16 protein-coding genes and 1 pseudogene are annotated in these 19,316 nt (G+C 53.1%); all 17 read left to right on the top strand.

All coding sequences use genetic code 11. The features are described 5' to 3' along the window. Nucleotides 1–173: 173 nt before the first annotated feature. The 17 genes and pseudogenes from LG211_RS12460 to LG211_RS12540 all read left to right on the top strand — a co-directional run bounded on the left by LG211_RS12460 (nucleotide 174) and on the right by LG211_RS12540 (nucleotide 19,315). On the top strand, nucleotides 174–365 hold the full coding sequence (locus tag LG211_RS12460) for a hypothetical protein (RefSeq protein ID WP_006058351.1): 192 nt from the start codon (nucleotides 174–176) through the stop codon (nucleotides 363–365). Continuing rightward, the gene (locus LG211_RS12465) at nucleotides 355–1,113 is read left to right on the top strand and encodes a phage replisome organizer N-terminal domain-containing protein (RefSeq protein WP_002605636.1); all 759 of its coding nucleotides are present in this window, start codon (nucleotides 355–357) and stop codon (nucleotides 1,111–1,113) included. Before LG211_RS12460 ends, LG211_RS12465 begins: the two co-directional genes overlap by 11 nt. After that, a complete protein-coding gene (locus LG211_RS12470; RefSeq protein WP_002605635.1) occupies nucleotides 1,110–1,967 on the top strand; it encodes an ATP-binding protein in 858 nt (285 codons plus the stop codon). The genes LG211_RS12465 and LG211_RS12470 overlap by 4 nt, the downstream gene beginning before the upstream one ends. After that, nucleotides 1,964–2,146: a transposon-encoded TnpW family protein gene (locus tag LG211_RS12475; protein ID WP_002605634.1), complete on the top strand. Its 183-nt coding sequence runs from the start codon at nucleotides 1,964–1,966 to the stop codon at nucleotides 2,144–2,146. The genes LG211_RS12470 and LG211_RS12475 overlap by 4 nt, the downstream gene beginning before the upstream one ends. Nucleotides 2,147–2,246: 100 nt before the next feature. Continuing rightward, nucleotides 2,247–3,857: a recombinase family protein gene (locus LG211_RS12480; protein WP_002605633.1), complete on the top strand. Its 1,611-nt coding sequence runs from the start codon at nucleotides 2,247–2,249 to the stop codon at nucleotides 3,855–3,857. An 87-nt stretch (nucleotides 3,858–3,944) separates the two neighbouring features. Next, a pseudogene (locus LG211_RS20075) lies at nucleotides 3,945–4,040 on the top strand (Maff2 family mobile element protein); the annotation flags it as partial. Between the two features lie 6 nt (nucleotides 4,041–4,046). Continuing rightward, nucleotides 4,047–4,910 (top strand): VirB6/TrbL-like conjugal transfer protein, CD1112 family, encoded by an 864-nt coding sequence (locus tag LG211_RS12490; RefSeq protein ID WP_269477645.1) that lies wholly within the window; start codon nucleotides 4,047–4,049, stop codon nucleotides 4,908–4,910. A gap of 44 nt (nucleotides 4,911–4,954) precedes the next feature. Further along, entirely contained in the window at nucleotides 4,955–5,413 is a 459-nt protein-coding gene (locus LG211_RS12495) for a SpoVG family protein (protein ID WP_129183143.1), read from the top strand. Then, nucleotides 5,413–5,991, top strand: coding sequence for an MT-A70 family methyltransferase (locus LG211_RS12500; protein ID WP_269477646.1), 579 nt, complete (start codon nucleotides 5,413–5,415; stop codon nucleotides 5,989–5,991). The genes LG211_RS12495 and LG211_RS12500 overlap by 1 nt, the downstream gene beginning before the upstream one ends. A gap of 34 nt (nucleotides 5,992–6,025) precedes the next feature. Continuing rightward, nucleotides 6,026–6,460 (top strand): PrgI family protein, encoded by a 435-nt coding sequence (locus LG211_RS12505; protein WP_269477647.1) that lies wholly within the window; start codon nucleotides 6,026–6,028, stop codon nucleotides 6,458–6,460. Further along, nucleotides 6,360–8,828 carry a VirB4-like conjugal transfer ATPase, CD1110 family gene (locus LG211_RS12510; protein WP_269477648.1) on the top strand — a complete coding sequence of 823 codons (2,469 nt, stop codon included), beginning with the start codon at nucleotides 6,360–6,362 and terminating at the stop codon, nucleotides 8,826–8,828. Before LG211_RS12505 ends, LG211_RS12510 begins: the two co-directional genes overlap by 101 nt. Before the next feature lie 35 nt (nucleotides 8,829–8,863). Next, a complete protein-coding gene (locus tag LG211_RS12515; RefSeq protein WP_269477649.1) occupies nucleotides 8,864–11,536 on the top strand; it encodes a CD1108 family mobile element protein in 2,673 nt (890 codons plus the stop codon). 18 nt (nucleotides 11,537–11,554) lie between these two features. Beyond that, nucleotides 11,555–11,800 carry a DUF4315 family protein gene (locus tag LG211_RS12520; RefSeq protein ID WP_053769350.1) on the top strand — a complete coding sequence of 82 codons (246 nt, stop codon included), beginning with the start codon at nucleotides 11,555–11,557 and terminating at the stop codon, nucleotides 11,798–11,800. Next, nucleotides 11,790–13,004 carry a DUF4366 domain-containing protein gene (locus tag LG211_RS12525; RefSeq protein ID WP_269477650.1) on the top strand — a complete coding sequence of 405 codons (1,215 nt, stop codon included), beginning with the start codon at nucleotides 11,790–11,792 and terminating at the stop codon, nucleotides 13,002–13,004. The genes LG211_RS12520 and LG211_RS12525 overlap by 11 nt, the downstream gene beginning before the upstream one ends. A 38-nt stretch (nucleotides 13,005–13,042) precedes the next feature. Then, entirely contained in the window at nucleotides 13,043–17,956 is a 4,914-nt protein-coding gene (gene srtB / locus LG211_RS12530; RefSeq protein WP_269477651.1) for a class B sortase, read from the top strand. Between the two features lie 65 nt (nucleotides 17,957–18,021). Continuing rightward, nucleotides 18,022–18,504: a hypothetical protein gene (locus LG211_RS12535; protein ID WP_173892407.1), complete on the top strand. Its 483-nt coding sequence runs from the start codon at nucleotides 18,022–18,024 to the stop codon at nucleotides 18,502–18,504. Nucleotides 18,505–18,703: 199 nt separating this feature from the next. Beyond that, a complete protein-coding gene (locus tag LG211_RS12540; protein WP_117473340.1) occupies nucleotides 18,704–19,315 on the top strand; it encodes a DUF6088 family protein in 612 nt (203 codons plus the stop codon). Nucleotide 19,316 lies beyond the last annotated feature (1 nt).

Consider the following 19,316-nt stretch of genomic DNA (forward strand, 5'->3'; position numbering starts at 1 on the left):
ATGATACCGAAACCCTACAAAAATACAGGTATGATATGAACCCTTACCGCAATACTCCCCGACTTCCAAACGGGGCTTACAGGGCAGAAAAAGCCCGAAAATGATACCGAGAACATACAGAAAATGCCCCCTATCCCGCTACACCGATAGGAACGGCAGAAAGGAGCTTACCATTGCCGAGAATGAGCAAGAAGCGGCGGCTGGAATGGTCTTTCTTCCTCAACCACCGCAACCGTATCACTTACAACGACCTATGCCGGGGCTGCACCCGTGACTGCAAACAGAGCTTCCGGGCGGTTATCATACTATGCCCTCGCTATTATTCCAAACGCTGGAAAAAGGAGGACGCAGCCTATGGCAGATAACCGCAAATATTACTACCTCAAGCTGAAAGAGAGCTATTTTGACGATGATGCAATCGTTCTGCTGGAAAGTATGCAGGACGGCGTTATCTATTCCAACATTCTCTTGAAGCTGTACTTGAAATCGCTGAAAAACGGCGGGAAATTGCAGCTTGACGAGAATATCCCCTACACCGCCCAGATGATTGCGACCATTACCCGCCAGCAGGTAGGTACCGTAGAGAGAGCTTTGAAAATCTTTATGAAGCTGGGGCTTGTGGAGCCTTTGCCAAGCGGCGCACTCTACATGAGCAACATTGAGCTTTTAATCGGCCAGTCCTCTACCGAGGGGGAGCGCAAGCGCAGGGCGCGGCTGGCTTTGCAGGAACAAAAAGCCCTGCCGCAGACAGGGGCGGACAAATGTCCACCATATCGAGCGGACATTTGTCCACCAGAGATAGAGATAGAGAAAGAGATAGATATAGAAATAGAAAAAGAGAGAGAGTTAGAAACGGGACACCCCGCCCCCGCCGCCTATGGCAGATACCACAATGTCATTCTTTCCGATACGGAGCTTGACGGGCTGAAAACAGAGCTTCCCGGCAAGTGGGAGTATTACATTGACCGCCTATCCTGCCATATCGCTTCCAGCGGGAGGAAATACAAGAGCCATGCAGCCACGATTTTCAAGTGGGCGCAGGAGGACGCAGCCAAGAAAGCCCCGAAAAAGGGCATACCCGATTATACCTGTAAGGAGGGCGAGAGCTTATGACGAATGGATTTGATGAAATGATTTTGAATATGACCGACACCACGCCGGAGCCGGAGGACTACACCGGCGAGGACGGGCTTTTATACTGCGGGAAGTGCCACAAGCCCAAAGAGGGCTATTTCCCCAAAGAAACCGCCGCATGGCTGGGGCGTGACCGCCACCCGGCAGAATGTGACTGCCAGCGGGCAGAGCGTGAGGAACGGGAAGCCGCAGAGAAACAGCGCAGTCACCTTGAAACTGTCGAGCGGTTGAAGCGGCGGGGCTTTACAGACCCGGCTATGCAGGGCTGGACGTTTGAGAACGACAACGGCAAGTGCCCGCAAATGGAACACGCCCATTTCTATGTGGAGAACTGGGAAACCATGAAAGAGCGCAACATTGGCTATCTGCTATGGGGCGGCGTTGGCACAGGCAAGAGCTATTTTGCGGGCTGTATCGCAAATGCCCTTATGGAGCGTGAAATCCCCGTGTGCATGACAAACTTTGCATTGATATTGGGTGACCTTGCCGCCAGCTTTGAGGGCAGGAATGAATATATCTCCCGACTTTGCAGCTTCCCGCTGCTTATCCTTGACGATTTTGGAATGGAACGGGGAACGGAATACGGCTTAGAGCAGGTCTACAACGTGATTGACAGCCGTTACCGCAGCGGCAGGCCGCTGATCGTCACGACTAATCTCACGCTGGAGGACTTGCAGCACCCGGAGGACACCGCCCACGCCCGCATTTATGACCGTCTGATTGAAATGTGTTCTCCTGTCCGCTTTACCGGGAGCAACTTCCGAAAAGCCACGGCGCAGGAGAAAATGGGACAACTGAAAAAGCTGATGAACAGAAAGGAGAGCCGCCTATGACCAACACCCCAAAGAATGACCGCAGCACCCGCCGCCCGGATTGCGTGACGGAAATCCGCATAGGTAATTCTGTCCTTGTCGTTTCCGGCTATTTCAAGCAGGACACCACCGCCACCGCCGCCGATAAAATGCTGAAAGTGCTGGAAGCGGAAGCTGCTACACAAAAATCGGCAATTTGACGGGACGTAAAGAAGCAGAAAGGACTGTACAGCCAGCCCCGGCGTGTGGTATGATAGTCATACGGAATAGTGGGGCTGGCTGTCGGAAATGGAGGACACTATGTTAAGACAGACCACCCGAAACCTTATTACCGCCCTTTATCCGAGATTATCCCACGAGGACGAGCTGCAAGGTGAGAGCAATTCTATTTCAAACCAGAAGCGTATTCTTGAAACCTATGCGAAGCAGAACGGCTTTTCCAATCTGCAATGGTACACAGATGACGGTTATTCTGGGGCGAACTTCCAAAGACCCGGTTTTCAAGCCATGCTTGCGGACATTGAAGCCGGAAAAGTCGGCACCGTTATCGTCAAGGATATGTCACGGTTAGGGCGAAACTATCTGCAAGTGGGAATGTATACGGAAATGATTTTCCCACAGAAAGGCGTCCGCTTTATCGCTATCAATGACGGAGTGGACAGCGCACAGGGCGACAATGATTTTGCCCCTCTGCGGAACATTTTTAACGAATGGCTGGTGAGAGATACGAGCAAGAAAATCAAAGCAGTAAAACGGTCTAAGGGTATGAGCGGGAAGCCCGTCACGAGCAAACCCGTATACGGCTACTTTATGGACGAGGACGAAAATTTTATCATTGACGGGGAAGCCGCCCCTGTTGTGCGGCAGATTTACAGCTTGTGCCTTGCCGGGAACGGGCCGACCAAGATAGCCCGTATGCTCACAGAGCAGGAGATCCCCACGCCGGGAACGCTGGAATACCGTCGGACGGGAAGCACCCGCCGCTACCACCCCGGCTATGAGTGCAAGTGGGCGACCAATACCGTGGTACATATCCTTGAAAACAGGGAGTACACGGGCTGTCTGGTAAACTTCAAGACGGAGAAGCCGTCCTACAAGACCAAGCACAGCGTAGAGAACCCCATTGAGAAACAGGCGATTTTCGAGAACCACCATGAGCCTATCATTGACACCCAGATGTGGGAGCGTGTGCAGGAGTTACGCAAGCAGCGCAAACGCCCGAACCGCTATGATGAAGTGGGCTTATTCTCCGGCATACTCTTTTGTGCCGACTGCGGCAGCGTCCTTTACCAGCAGCGTTACCAGAACGCCACCCGCAAGCAGGATTGTTATATCTGCGGGAGCTACAAGAAGCGTACCCGTGACTGTACGGCGCACTTTATCCGCACCGACCTGTTGACCGCCGGAGTGACCGACAATCTGCGGAAAGTCACCAGCTATGCAGCGAAGCACGAAGCCCGGTTTATGAAGCTGCTGATCGAGCAGAACGAGGACGGGGGCAAGCGCAGGAACGCCGCAAGGAAAAAGGAGCTGGAAGCCGCCGAGAAGCGTATCAGCGAGTTATCCGCTATCTTCAAGCGGCTGTATGAGGACAGCGTGACCGGGCGCATTTCAGACGAGCGTTTCACGGAGCTGTCGGCAGACTATGAAGCCGAGCAGAAAGAACTGAAAGAGAGAGCCGCCGCTATCCGGGCAGAGCTTTCCAAAGCGCAGGAAGCCACGGTAAACGCAGAAAAGTTTATGAATGTTGTCCGCAAGTACACCAGCTTTGAAGAACTTACCCCTACCCTTTTGCGTGAGTTTGTGGAGAAAATCGTTGTGCATGAGTGCAGCTATGACGAGAACGGCACACGCAGACAGGACATTGATATTTATTACTCTTTCGTTGGCAAGGTAGACCTGCCCGAATGACCGCCCGACCTATCCGGCGCAATGCGCAAACGCCGGATAGGAACGGCAAAATTTTTTACACTTCTACTACTTCTTTATCACACATCAGCAAAGAGCCAGGGCATGAAACAGCTTATGGCTGGCGGCGGTATTGCGCTGGTGGGTGCCACGCTGATTCCGCTGCTCTCCGGCCTGTTCGGTTAATAGCCGATGGGCAGTCTGTTTGAAAGGATAACAGACTGGATTAAAGAGGGCTTAATCGAAGCGATTACAGGACAATACACCGGTATCTTTGAGTCCGTCAACAGCCAGGTCTCGGATGTGGCCTCGCAGGTAGGCCAGACTCCGCAGGGGTGGAATGGCGGCGTGTTCAGTATGATCCAGAATCTTTCTGAAACCGTCGTCATTCCCATTGCGGGAATTATCCTGACTTTTGTTCTTGTCTATGAACTGATTCAAATGATTCTTGAAAAGAACAACATGCACGATTTTGATACGTTCAACATCTTCAAGTGGATTTTCAAAACCTTTGTTGCCACATACCTGCTCACCAACTGCTTTGCTATCGTCATGGCGGTGTTTGACGTCGCCCAGAATGTGGTGAGCCAGAGCGCCGGCGTGATAAACGGGAACATGGATGTTACCGCTGCGCTGGCCGACCTGGAGACACAGCTTGAAGCAATGGGGATGTGGGAGCTGATTGGCCTGTGGCTGGAAACCAACATTATCAACCTGTGCATGTGGGTGTTGTCTATCGTGATCTTTGTCATTGTGTATGGCCGTATGATCGAGATATATCTTACGGTCAGCCTGGCACCCATACCCTTTTCCACAATGGCAAACCGTGAATGGGGGCAGATGGGGACAAATTACCTGCGCTCCCTGTTTGCTTTAGGTTTCCAGGGATTTTTGATTCTGGTCTGTGTCGCGATTTACGCGGTGCTGGTTCAGTCGATCCCTTCTTCCGGCGACATTCACGGCGCAATCTGGGGCACGGCAGGCTATACGGTCCTGCTGGCCTTTGCCCTGTTTAAGACAGGCTCGCTATCCAAAAGCATTTTTAACTCGCATTAGCGTGTAACCAACCTACATTTTAACAAGAAGGAGGACTTTTTTATATGAGTAAGACAAACAATGAATCTATGCAGCCGGAGGTACAGGTGCCGGAGAATCAGGCGGGCGGAGGCTTGAAGCTGGATGTAACTGTGCGCCCGATTGCCCCGATGGGGAACCTGCTGGCTTACGCCAATGTGACCATCGGCGACAGCTTCAAGATTGACGGCTTCCGTATCTGCTCCGGCGAAAAGGGGCTGTATGTCAACATGCCCTCTACCCAGGATAAGCAGGGAAAATGGAGGGATGTCTGCTGGCCGGTGACGGCGGATTTCCGCAGGCAGCTTAACGACGCCCTGATCGAAGGGTACGGCCAGGCGATTGAAAATTTGCAGGCCACTCTTGAAGCGACAAAGGGAGCGGCGGAGAAACCTTCCCTGACCGGCGCCCTGAAAGAAAATGCCGGTAAGGTTAAGACGCCTCCGGCAAAATCCGCTCCCGCCAAGAATGAGCAGGCCCGATAATGCCGGAGGCTGGAAAATACGGCATCGTGTACGCAGACCCGCCCTGGCGTTACGATATGAAACGCGGCAATGGGGTGGCGGAAAACCATTACCCCACCATGAGCATAGAAGAAATATGCACGCTGCCGGTTGCAGATATTGCAGCCAAAGACAGTGCGCTTTTTCTATGGGGTACCTTCCCGCAGCTTAATGAGGCGTTCCGTGTTATGGAGGCATGGGGATTCAAATATAAAACACTGGCCTTCCTCTGGCTGAAACAGAACCGAAAAGCAGATAGCTGGTTTTATGGGATGGGGTTTTGGACCCGCTCAAACGCGGAGGTGTGCTTACTGGCGACCAGGGGGCACCCGAAACGCCAGTGTGCGGGAATCCACCAGTTTGTGATCTCCCACATCGAACAGCACAGCAAGAAACCGGACGAGGTGCGGGATAAGATCGTAAAGCTCATGGGCGACGTCCCCAGGGTGGAACTGTTCGCAAGGCAGCAGACGCCCGGCTGGGATGTGTGGGGCAATGAGGTGGAATCCAGTATCACGATGCTCGGAAAGACGGACAAGGGGGAACCGGATCAATATTGATGGTGACGGCATATCACGATTGGAGGTGAAAACAATGCCCTATGTACCTGTACCCAAAGACTTAACAAAGGTCAAGACCAAGCTGGCGTTTAACCTGACGAAGCGCCAGCTCATTTGTTTCAGCCTGGCCGCACTGGTGGGGCTGCCGGTATATTTCCTTACTCGCGGCGCTATCGGCAACCAGGCGGCGGTGCTGTTGATGATCGGGCTTATGATGCCCTTTTTCTTTTTCGCCATGTATGAGCGGGACGGACAGCCGGCGGAGAAACTTCTGAAAAACAGGCTCCGCTATAAGCTCTGGCCGAAGAAACGCCCATACCGGACGGAAAACCTGTATAAATCCATGTCAAAGAAGGAGGTTACGAGGATTGTCAAAAACCAAACAGCAGGAGGCCCAGGAAAAACGTCTGCAAAGAAACATCAGGCAGGCAAAAAAGACCAGGGCCGACGCAAAGACAAGCGGAAATAAGACTGTCCGCACCAGGCCGCCTAAAAAGGGCGGTTTTTTTGCCGGGCTGAAAACGGATGCCCCGCAGACGGTTCAGCAGAGTATTCCCTATAAGGAAATGTACCGGGATGGAATCTGCCGGCTGACGGATAAGCTCTACACCAAGACGGTGCAGTTTTTTGATATTAACTACCAGCTTGCACAGGCGGATGACAAAGCGCAGATTTTTGAGGGCTACTGTGATTTCCTCAATTATTTTGACGCTTCGATCCATGTGCAGCTTACCTTCATCAACCAGCGGGCCAATATGCAGGATTTCGCCCGCAGTATTGACATTCCTATCCGCGGCGACGAATATGACGGAATCCGCAGGGAGTATGGGGATATGTTAAAGGGCCAGCTCCAAAAAGGCAACAACGGCCTTACAAAGCGGAAATATATCACCTTCGGCATTGAGGCTGACGACCTCCGCGCCGCGAAGATGCGCCTGGAGCGGATCGAGGCCGATGTGCTGGCAAATTTCAAAGCCTTAGGAGCACAGGCAAAGACGTTAGACGGGCTGGAACGCCTGGAGCTCCTTCACAGCCAGCTCCACCCGGATGGGCAGGAAAAGTTTCATTTTACCTGGGCGGACCTGCCGAAAACCGGACTTTCCACAAAGGATTTTATTGCGCCCTCCGGCCTGTCGTTCTCGAATGACGGAAAGACCTTCCGGGTGGCCGACCATTCCGGGGCGGTGTCCTTTTTGCAGATTTTAGCGCCGGAGCTGACGGACCGGCTGCTGGCGGAGCTTTTAGACCTGGACGACGCCGTGACGGTGAATCTGCATATCCAGTCCATCGACCAGGCCCAGGCGATCAAGAACATCAAGCGCAAGATGTCCGATCTGCAGAAAATGACCATTGAGGAACAGAAGAAAGCGGTCCGCGCCGGGTATGACATGGACATCATACCTACCGACCTTGCCACCTACGGCGAAGAAGCGAAGAATCTCTTACAGGATTTGCAGAGCCGGAATGAGCGCATGTTTCTTGTGACGGTGCTGGTGGAGAATATCGCTTCCAAAAGGCAAAAGCTGTTTAATGATATTCTGTCTGCCTCCGGTATTGCGCAGAAATATAACTGTGCCCTGAAACGTCTGGACTACCAGCAGGAACAGGGGCTTATGTCCTCCCTTGCCTTAGGGTTGAACCAGATTGAAATTGAGCGTGGGCTTACGACAAGCAGCACCGCCATTTTCGTGCCATTTACGACCTGCGAGCTGTTCCAGGAGGGCGAGGCGCTTTATTATGGCCTGAACGCTTTAAGCAATAACCTGATTATGGCGAACCGCAAGAACTTAAAGAATCCAAACGGCCTGTTCCTGGGAACGCCCGGCAGCGGCAAGTCCTTCTCTGCCAAGCGTGAGATCGTCAATGTGTTCCTTTTAACGGAGGATGACATCATTATTGCGGACCCGGAAAATGAGTACGGGCCTCTGGTACAGCAGTTCGGCGCCCAGGGGCAGGTCATTGACATTTCCCCGACCTCCACCAACTATATCAATCCGATGGACATTAACCTGGACTATTCGGATGATGAAAACCCCATCACACTGAAAAGCGATTTTATCCTGTCGCTGTGTGACCTGATTATCGGTGGCAAGGAAGGACTTTCCCCGATTGAGAGGACCATCATTGACCGCTGCACGAGGCTTGTGTACCGGGATTATTTGCAGGACCCCCGCCCGGAAAATATGCCGGTCCTGGGTGACTTGTATGAGCTGCTTTTGAAACAGGCGGAGCCGGAGGCGCAGAATATCGCTACGGCGCTGGAAATCTACGTCAATGGCTCCCTGAATGTGTTCAATCACCGTTCCAATATTGACATGAACAACCACCGGGTACTCTGCTTCCAGTTAAAGTCTCTAGGGAAGGCCCTGAAAGAGATCGGGCTTCTCATTATGCAGGATGCCGTGTGGAACCGTGTCACCGCCAACCGCTCCAAACATAAGACGACCTGGTTCTATATCGACGAATTCCATCTCCTTTTGAAAGGCCAGACCGGAAGTTTCAGCGTGGAAATCTGGAAAAGATTCCGTAAATGGGGCGGCATACCCAGCGGTTTGACACAGAATGTAAAGGACCTGCTGGCCTCCCGTGAGATTGAGAATATCTTTGAAAACTCGGATTTTATCTACATGCTGAACCAGGCCCAGGGGGACCGGCAGATTTTGGCGAAACAGTTGGGAATTTCCCCGCACCAGCTTTCTTATGTAACCCATTCCGGCCCTGGTGAGGGGCTTCTGTTTTTCGGGAATGTGATCATCCCCTTTGTCGATCATTTTCCGAAAGACACCCTGTTATACAGCGTACTTACAACACGGCCTGATGAAGTGGCAGGTGCATAAATTCCCGAAAATAAAAATGACTGGAGGTGATAACAGTGCCGCGGGAAAAAGAATTTCAGAGGAAAAAGAAAGATACCCGGATGCCGGTCCGTGATTCCCATGCGGAGGAACGTATGGACACCCGGCAGAGCGAACAGGATTTTAACCTGCTGCGGGTCAGGGACGCCCCTTCTTCTTCGGGAACGGCCCGGAGCCGGAGGTATGAAACCGCAGCACAGCAGGCAGCGGATGATACACAGCCTTTCAAAGCGGATGTACCGCAGCAGGCGGATATTTCCATACCGGAACATTTGGAAAGCAGGGATATGGACCATGAGCCGGCACGGGCACCTGAAACACGGAACCCTCTGGAACCGGGAACTTCTGCACCGGAACCGCGCCGGAGGGATTTCAGATATGTGGATTCCCGGCGTGAGGATTCTGACAGCGGCAATTCTGATATAGGGCACTCCACGCAGGGAGAATCCAGCCAGACAGAACGCCGCCACCGGATGCACCAGCACGGCAACAAATACCAGCAGCGTTTCCAGGAGGCGGCCAAAGCCGAGGAACCAAAGGAGAAACCACCGGAGGCAGCCGAAGGGGAACCGAAACGGCCTTCCAAGCTGGAATTTACCGCTGACGAGCTACCACCGGAAACAGCGGATAAAAAGCTCACCCAGGCAAGACGGAAAGCAGAACGGACAGCGGAAAAGCTGGAACAGGCGGAAAAACGCCTGCCTGCCCGCCGTAAGCTGCGGATGGAAACATCTTCTGATCCTGCTACGGGTAAGGCCGCAAAACGCCTGAAATTTGAAAAGGAGGTGAAATCCCAAAGGACCCATGTAAAGGGTCCTGCTCCGATGCGCCCGGTAAAGGCCGGCACAAACATGGCGGTTGGTTACGCCCACAAAAAAATCTACCAGGCGGAGAATGAAAATGTCGGCATTAAAGCAGCCCACCGCACCGAGCTTGTAAGCGAGTCGGGGCTGCGCATGGCATACCACAGGCATAAGACCGCGCCATACCGCAGGGTGGCAAAATTACAGCAGAAATCAGCCAGGGCCAATGCCCGGCTTGCCTACCGGCAGGCATTACAGGACACCCCGGAGCTGAAGAAAAATCTTCTTGCCCGGATGTGGCAGAAACAGAAAATTAAACGCCAGTATGCCAAAGCAGCCAGAGAAGCGAAAAAAGCGGGAAAGCGCGCAAAGGACACCGCCGTTACCACGGAGAAGATCGCTGCCGGCGTGGTTCACGCCATCAAGCGCCACCCGGTTATATGCGGAATCGTGGTTCTGCTCCTTTTGGTATTTTTCCTGATTGCCTCCCTCTTTTCTTCCTTTTCTAATTTGGGAACCGGAGGGCTGGGGAGCCTTGCTGCCTCTACTTATCTGGCGGACGACGTGGACATCAACAATGCGGAGCTTGTCTATACCGAGTGGGAAACGGACCTGCAGATGCAGATCAACCATGTGGAATCGGACCGGCCCGGTTATGACGAATACCGCTATAACATCAGCCCCATTGAACATGACCCTTATGTTTTAATGGGGTATCTCACCTCTGCGTATCAGGATTTTACCTATGCACAGATCGAGAGCGTCCTCCGGGAGCTTTTTAACGGGCAGTATTCCCTATCCTTCACGGAGGAAACGGAAATCCGCTACCGGACAGAAACAAACATTGACCCGGAGACCGGTGAGGAAACCGAAGAAGAAGTACCTTATGAGTGGCACATCTTAAATGTAACGCTTACTTCCACGCCGCTTGAAAACCTGGTGGTTTCACGCATGAACGCAGACCAGAAGGAAATCTGCGAGATTTTATTGCAGACCAAAGGCAACCGGCAGTATGTGAAAAATGTGTTTGGCACCAACTGGCTGCCCTATGTCACCAGCTACTACGGCTACCGGGTACACCCGATCAGCGGGGAAAAGAACTACCATACCGGGGTTGACATTGGGATGCCCCAGGGCACGGAGATTTTGGCCGGGCATGACGGCACGGTCACACTGGCAGGAAACGCAGGCGGCTATGGCCTGTGCGTCGCCATTGAGGGCGAGGCTTACGAGGGGCACTCCCTTACCACCAAATACGGCCACTGTTCGCAAATCTTAGTATCTGCCGGACAGGAGGTAAAGGCCGGGGATGTGATCGCAAAGGTCGGCAGTACCGGAAATTCCACCGGGCCGCACCTGCACCTGGAGGTGCTGGTTGACGGCCAGTATAGGAATCCCATGTATTTTGCCGATACCGGCGATAACAGCGAGCGGCATCTGCCGGAGGCTCCTGTTGGCGGCGGAGGGAATTATTTCAATTATGATGTTCCACCGGAGGCCCTTGCGGATGAAAAATTTGCGGCTATGCTCGCGGAGGCTGAAAAGTATTTAGGCTATCCGTATGTGTGGGGAGGCGCAAGCCCTTCCACTTCCTTTGACTGTTCCGGCTATGTTTCCTGGGTAGTCAATCACTGTGGCGTGGGCTGGAACTTCGGACGCCTGACCGCAGACGGGCTTTTAGGCGTGTGTACTCCTGTATCAAGCGCGGATGCAAGGCCCGGCGACCTGATCTTCTTCCAGGGCACCTATAACACCAGCGGCGCAAGCCATGTGGGAATCTATGTAGGTAACGGGATGATGATCCATTGCGGGGACCCGATCTCCTACACGAACATCAACACAAGCTACTGGCAGCAGCACTTTTATACATTTGGGCGTCTGCCCTGACAGATTGGAGGTAATAAATTGAACCCTAAGATTGAAAAACTGGAGAAAGAGATCGACAAGACGAAAAACAAGATTGCGGAGATGCAGGCCAGGCTCCGCGACCTGGAAAAACAGAAAACAGAACTGGAGAACACGGATTATGTGGCGATTGCCCGCAGCTTCCATCTGACGCCCCAGCAGTTGGCCGAATTTCTGAAATCGCAGCAGGCCGCTCCGTCCGGGGATGGCCCGCTTAAGAAACAGGAGGATAGGAATGAGGACTAAAAAAATTTCTCTGCTACTGGCGCTTGTGCTTGTCATAAGCGCCATCGCTTTGCCCCTGACGGCTTATGCCGCCGGGGACAAAGATACCACACCGCCGGAGCTTGCGGCTTCCCTGGACGGCGATACGCTGAAAATAGAAAGCAGCGACGACAATTCCGGCGTGGAGGCGGTCTTTGTGGACGGGAACCGTATCAATTCCCTAACCAATGGGGCGGCTTCCGTCACCTTAAAGGATTATGCCGGCACAGGAAAACAGGTAAGCGTGTACGCCCAGGATTATGCCGGGAACCGCTCAAAGACCGTGAAGTTTGAGAATCCCTATTATGAGGAACCGGCTCCCACGGAGAAACCTGCTACCACGGTACCGCAGAACCAGAGCAGCACGCCGGTAAAACCAGCACAGGCCCAGGCTGCTTCTTCCGGCAGTACCAATCATAACGCCCAAAGCAGCAATTCAGGCAGTCATTCTTCCGGGAATGGCTCTAATGCGGGTACGAATACGGGCGCCAATGGCGGCAGCAATACAGCCTCCGGCACAAATAACGGCAGCTCCAATTCCCAGGAGGAAACAGGAACCACTTCCTCTATCCCGGATGGCGCGTTTACCCCGGAGGGAACCGGCACAGTGCTGGATGAAGCTACCGGCGAGGGTGATGATAAGCAGTTTTATACCATTACCACCGAGACCGGGAATGTGTTCTATCTTATCATTGACGGCAAGCGTGACGACAACAATGTCTACTTCCTGAACGGCGTTACCGAGGCTGACCTGATGGCCCTGGCGGAAAAGAACGAGGGCACCATGAGCGTGATCCCGGCAGAGGACGTCTGCACCTGTACGGATAAATGCGAAGCCGGCGAAGTCAATACCGCCTGCCCGGTCTGCAAGAACGATCTGAAAGGCTGCACCGGAAAGGAAAAACCTGCGGAAACAGAGAAACTCGCACAGACCGAACCGCCGAAAAAGGACAATGGCAGCGTCGGCACGATTATCTTTATTATCGTTGCCCTGCTTGCGGTAGGCGGCGTTGGCTATTATGTGAAGATCGTCCGTCCGAAGCAGCAGGCAGAGGATGACGGGGATTTCGAGGATGACGGCTACGGCGAAGGCTTTGACCCGGATGAAGCCTATGGAGAGCCGGAATATCTCTCCGAAGATGATTTTGACGACAGGATCAATAATGAACATGAGGACAGCGAGTAAAGCTGTCCTTTACTATTTTAAGAAAGCGAGGATATTTCATGGAGAAAATAACAATCCATTACCGTAGCGGTGTAAAGCGGCTGCTGGCATTTCTACTTTGCGCAGTATGCGTCTTTGGGCTCATCCCTACGCAGGCGTTCGCGTTTTCGCCTGGACAGAAAGCAAGCTCCTGGCTGGGCGATCAATATGTGGGGTCTGACGGACAGCATTATTACAGCCCGGCGCCTTATACCTACCTTGTTTACAATTCTGACGGAACGATGGATGTGCGTACCAGCTCCGGGGGCAACGCCTACCGGCATTACATGCTGACAGCTTCGGATGGGAGCAGCCAGCAGGTATATTGTGTGGAAAGCGGCATTGCCTATAACGCTTCCGACAATACCTATACGTCGGAAAGCGGCACCAACAGCAATTACTTAAACCTGCTCCCTTCCGAGGCAAGACGGGGGATCACCCTCACGGCGATCTACGGCTGGAAACCCGGCGCCTCCCTCCCTGTGTCCGGCATTAACGAGGACGATTATAAAATGGCGACGCAGATCATCCTCTGGGAATACCAGCAGCAGCTTCGGAGCGACCCATATAGCCGTCACGGAAACGGCCATGCAGACGCTAACCAGTATTTCAGCGTGATTGCCGGACGTCCTGCGGAAAAAGCCTACAACTGGATTTTGTCACAGGTTGCCTCCCATTCCACGGTTCCCTCTTTTACTTCCACGAAGAAAAGCGGAGCCCCGGAGCTGGAACTGAAATGGGACACGGAGAAAAAGATTTATACCCTGACTGTCACGGACACCAATAACCTTAAAATCAATCTGGAGACTTTGAAAGGCAGCGGCGTTTCCGTCACAAGAAACGGGAACAAGTACACGTTCACCAGTAAGAACATGATTATGGACCCGGTGACTTTTGAATTCCGAAAGGATATTCCGGTTGCCAACGATATGCTGATCTGGGGCCGTCCCGGTTATCAGACCATGATGACCGGTGCCAGCGACCCGGTTTCCTTCTTTGTAAAGATCAAGACCGAAACCTACGGCACCGCAAAGATCGTCAAGACCAGCGAGGACGGTATTGTGTCCGGGATCACCTTCAACATTTCCGGCACGGATATTCTGGGAAATAAAGTGGATGAAACCGTCACTACCGGAGAAAACGGGCAGATCAAAGAAAAGCTGCTGCCCGGCACCTATCTGGTGAAGGAGCTGCCGGTGGACCGCTATGTGGCCCCTTCCGCGCAGTATGTCACCATTGAAAGCGGACAGACCTCCACGGTGCATTTCAGCAATATCCTGAAAAAATTCCGTGTCCATGCGGTAAAGAGCGACGCTGATACCGGCACCGCCCAGGGTGACGCGACCCTTGCCGGGGCGACCTACGGAATTTATAACAATGGCGAGCTGGTAGACACCTACACCACCGGGCCGGACGGCAGCTTTATGACCCGGTACTATGTGTGCGGCGATAACTGGACTGTCCGGGAGATTGATCCCAGCACCGGCTACCTCTTAAACGATACGGTCTATGAAGTGGGCGCTTCCCCGACCCTGTATGAAGTGGAACTGAACACCACGGAAAACCAGGTGACAGAAACAGTTATTTACGGAAATATCCAGCTTGTAAAGCATACGGACGACCTGGACCCGGATGTGTCCGGGGATGAAAATACGGACGAACCCAACGAGGGCGTCATTGAGCGCCCGGAGGCCGGCGCGGTTTTTGAGGTTTACCTGAAGGCGGCAGGCAGCTATGACGCGGCAAAGGAAAGTGAGCGCGACCTGCTGACAACGGATAATGATGGTTTTGCAGCTTCTAAAATGCTCCCTTACGGACATTATACGGTCCATCAGGTAGCCGGCGAGGAAGGAAAGGCGTTTATCCCGGACTTTACGGTCTTTATTTCCTCCAACGGACAGACTTACAGCTATATCCTGAATAACCGCACCATTACCGCAAGGCTGCGTGTGGAGAAATGCGACGCGGAGACCGGCAATCTTATCCCGATGACAGGCACCGGTTTCCAGATCAAGGACCTCTCCACCGGGGAGTTTGTCACCCAGGATATTTATTATCCGAACCCGGAAACCCTTGATACCTTCTATGTATCGGATGAAGGCTGGCTGATGCTGCCGGAGCCTCTGCATACCGGGGATTATGAATTGTATGAGGTGGCGGCGCCCTACGGGTATGTATTATCCAATGAGCCGGTACCGTTTACCATTGACGGCAGCGAGGCCGTTGTCACGGTCACACAGTACAACATGCCGCAGAAGGGGCAGCTTGCCATCACCAAGACCGGCGAGGTATTCGTTTCCGTCCAGGAGAATGACGGTCTGTACCAGCCGGTATATGAAGTAGCCGGGCTTCCTGGCGCGGTCTATGACGTGATCGCGGATGAAGATATTTATACCGGCGACGGGACGCTGCGTGCGGCAAAAGATACCGTTGTGGAGACCCTTACCACCGGGGAGGATGGAACCGCCCAGAGCGGGCTTCTCTATCTGGGCCGCTACCGTTTGGAGGAACGCCAGGCACCGGAGGGGATGGTCTTAAATACCCAGCCGGAATATGCAGAGCTTACCTATGCAGGCGAGACCGTGGAAGTGACACAGACAGCCATCGGCCTTTATGACGAGCGCCAGAAGGTGGATGTGAGCCTTTCTAAAGCACTGGAAACGGACGATCTTTTTGGGCTTGGCATGAATGAGGAATACAAAGACATTTCTTTCGGACTGTATGCTTCCGCAGACCTGACGGCTCTTGACGGCAGCGTGATCCCGGCAGGCGGGCTCCTGGAAGTAGTCTCCATTGACCCGAATGAGGCGGGCGGCTATGATGCTTCTTTTGCCTCCGACCTGCCTTTTGGCAGCTACTATGTGAAGGAACGCACCACAAACAGCGCCTATATCCTCCCTGATACGGAATATCCGGTTGTCTTTGAATATGCCGGCCAGGACACGGCGCTGGTGCAGATTCTTGTAAATGAGGGCGAGGCGGTTTCCAATGACCTGCTGCGCGGGCGTGTGGACGGCGTGAAAGTCGGTGAAAACCCGGAAGGCGGCGAAGATGTGAAACTGGCCGGCGCGGTCATGGGCCTGTTCCGGCCTGATACCGAAGAATTTACCGAGGAAAACGCCCTGATTATTGTTACCACCGGCGAGGATGGCAGCTTTGCCTTTGAGAATATCCCTTACGGCCACTGGATCGTAAAAGAAATTTCCTCTCCAGCGCTTTATACGGTAAGCCCGCAGCAGCACCATATCTATATCGGTGTGGACGGCCAGAGCATTGAAATCAAAGTGGAAAATACCCTGATCCGCGGCAGTGTGCAGGTGATGAAAACCGAGGCGGTAGACGAGCCTTCTTCTGTGAAGAAAGAGGACAAAGATAATAACACCTTCCTGCGTTTCCTCTCCGGCGCAGTATTCGATCTGTATGAGGACGCCAACGGTAATAAGGAATTTGATTCCGAAGATACGAAGATCGGCACACTGAAAGAATCGGATACGGGCTACCACACCGCGGAGGGCCTTCTGGCAAAGGGCTACTTTGTGAAGGAAAGCAAGGCACCGGAGGGCTACCAGCTTGACGAGAACGCCTACTACTTTGCCATCACAGAGGACGGCCAGGTGGCGGTTGTGGAAAATGGTGAGGCCGGGCGCGGCTTTACCAATGAGGCGTACCGTGGAAATCTGAAAATCACGAAAGATTCCAGCGATGGGCGCAAGGATGGGTTCGCTTTTGAAGTTAAGAATGCAGATGGCTCCTACTGTGAGACTTTTACCAGCCCGAAATCCGGCGTGATCGAGGTCAAAGGGCTGCGCGTCGGCATTTATACCGTAACGGAAATCTCCAACCGTGCAAGCAAGGACTATATCATTCCTGACGCTGCCACCGTGGAGATCAAGGCGGACGAAACCGCAACGGTCCAGTTCTTCAATGAAAAGCCGGAGAAACCGAAAACGCCGGACAACCCGGAGAATCCGAAAACACCGTCCAATCCGTCCACACCGTCCAATCCGGGCAAAGCGGTACCGCAGACCGGGGATGACAATTTCATTTTCCTGTATGGCGGGCTTCTGGCGCTGGCTGTGATTGGCGGCGGGCTGTTTGCCGCAGTCTATTTCAAAAAGGGAAAGTACAGCAGAAATACCCCAAAGGCAAAAGCTGTCGGCATTGCGGTGGTTTCCCTCTGCGGGTTGCTGGCGCTTGGCAGCGGGTTCCTGATGGTCCGCGACCTTAACCAGTATTCAGAGAGCGCCGGAGCCTATGAGGACATTGCTTCCCATGTGGAGCTGCCGGAGCAGACCGAAGCGCCGGAGGACGATAATGTGGAAACGGAACCTGCCGGGGAGGACCCTTCTGTGGTCCTCCCCACAGTGGATTTTGATGCGCTCCGGGAAAACGGGCCGGACATCATCGGATGGCTTACCCTCCCTGATACGGCCATTAACTACCCGGTGACGCAGGCAGACGACAACGAGTATTATCTGCACCATCTGTATGACGGCACTTATAACAAGGTGGGCTGCCTGTTTGCAGACTATGAGAATCAGGAGGATTTTTCGGACCGCAATACCATTATCTACGGCCACAATATGCGGGACGGCTCCATGTTCGCTGCGCTGAATGAGTATGACGAACAGAGCTATTTTGACGGACACCCGCAGATGTACCTTGTCACCCCTGGCGGCGGCTATGTCGTGGAAATTTTCACGGCGTTTGTGGCAAAACCCAGCGAGTCCGGCAGCGACACTTCTCCCTGGAGGCTTAGCTTTAAGGATGACGGGGCCTACACCACATGGCTTTCTGAAATGGCGGGCCGGTCTGTCATTGAAACCGATGTTACGGTGACTTCCAGTGATAAGGCGCTGACCCTTTCCACCTGTACGCCCGGAGGCGCGAGCCGCTTCATCGTCATGGGAAAACTGGCGGCTGTAAACGACTAACAAGAATATTGGAAACCGGTGCGGGGGCTGTCTGCTCCCGCACCTGCTATTTAGGAGGATTTTTTATGGTGAATGCCATTGTTTCGATACCCGGCTATGTCCATCTGTACCGCTCCCTTTTGCGGTTCTATGATATGCCGGAAAATGAGGTCCGGGAAATGCTCTACCTTTTGAACACGGCAAACCTGGACTGCTACGAGTATTACCACCCGGAGCGTGATGTGATCCAGAGCGGGCCGGTGGCTTTTAGCGGCTGGCTGGAACATATGGACTGCCGCCCTTACCGGACAGAGGTACAGCTTTATAAATCCCTGCTGTTCTTAAAGCGCAGCATTGACCGGGACTTGATCGTGACCTCACAGCGGGAGGCGCTTCAAACCCTGCGGTGTATCATTTCCAACCTGGAATACCGCTTCTATAAGGCGTATGGCATGGAGATTGAGGATAAACGGACCGTGTACGGGGAATGTACCTACCGCCTGGTTCCCAGGGAGGACGAACCCAGCGTGTGCCTGATGCACGACTGGATTTATCTGCCCTCTGCTTAAAAATGTCCCGAATAATACATAAAATTCGGGACAAAAAGTAGTATATGCTCTGCCCCTTCCCGGCAGCGGTTCTCTTCTTTTTTGAGATTGCTGTATAAATCCTGATCTGCATGGGAATACTATAAACAAAACTCTCAGAGCCTATTGAAAATTTGTCCCGAATAATATATAATATTCGGGACAAAAGGAGGTGAGCAAAGTGGCAAATGGATATTCCAGGCAGATTCAGGAGCGGATTGGAGCAGCGGCAGAAGGAACCGTTTTTGTCAATTCTGATTTTGCTGATATTGCTGATACGGAAACCATAAGACGGAACCTGAACCGACTTACACAGGCAGGTACGCTCCGGCGGATTTTGAAAGGTGTTTATGAAAAGCCGGAATACAGCGAAATGCTGAAAGAATATGTAGCGGCGGACCCGGAGGCGGTGGCAAAGGCGCTGGCCCGGAACTACCACTGGACGATTGCCCCCTGTGGGAATACGGCGCTGAACCTGTTAGGACTTTCCACGCAGGTAACAGCGGTATGGTCCTATATCAGCGACGGTCCATATAAGACCTATGAGTGGAATTCTACAAAGCTGGAATTTAAGCACAGGACCAATAAAGAGATCACGGGCCTTTCTTATATGACGGTTCTGGTGATTCAGGCATTGAAAACTTTGGGGAAAACAAATGTCACTTCCAAAACGATCCAGACGCTTAGCTCCCGGTTGAATGAGGACGATAAAACCGCTATGCTAAGAGAGGCGGCAGAATCTACGGATTGGGTTTACAATGCGATACGGCAGATTGCCGGGGAGGTACAATAGA

The organism is Hominibacterium faecale (genome assembly GCF_020734085.1).
GTDB lineage: Bacteria > Bacillota > Clostridia > Peptostreptococcales > Anaerovoracaceae > Hominibacterium > Hominibacterium faecale.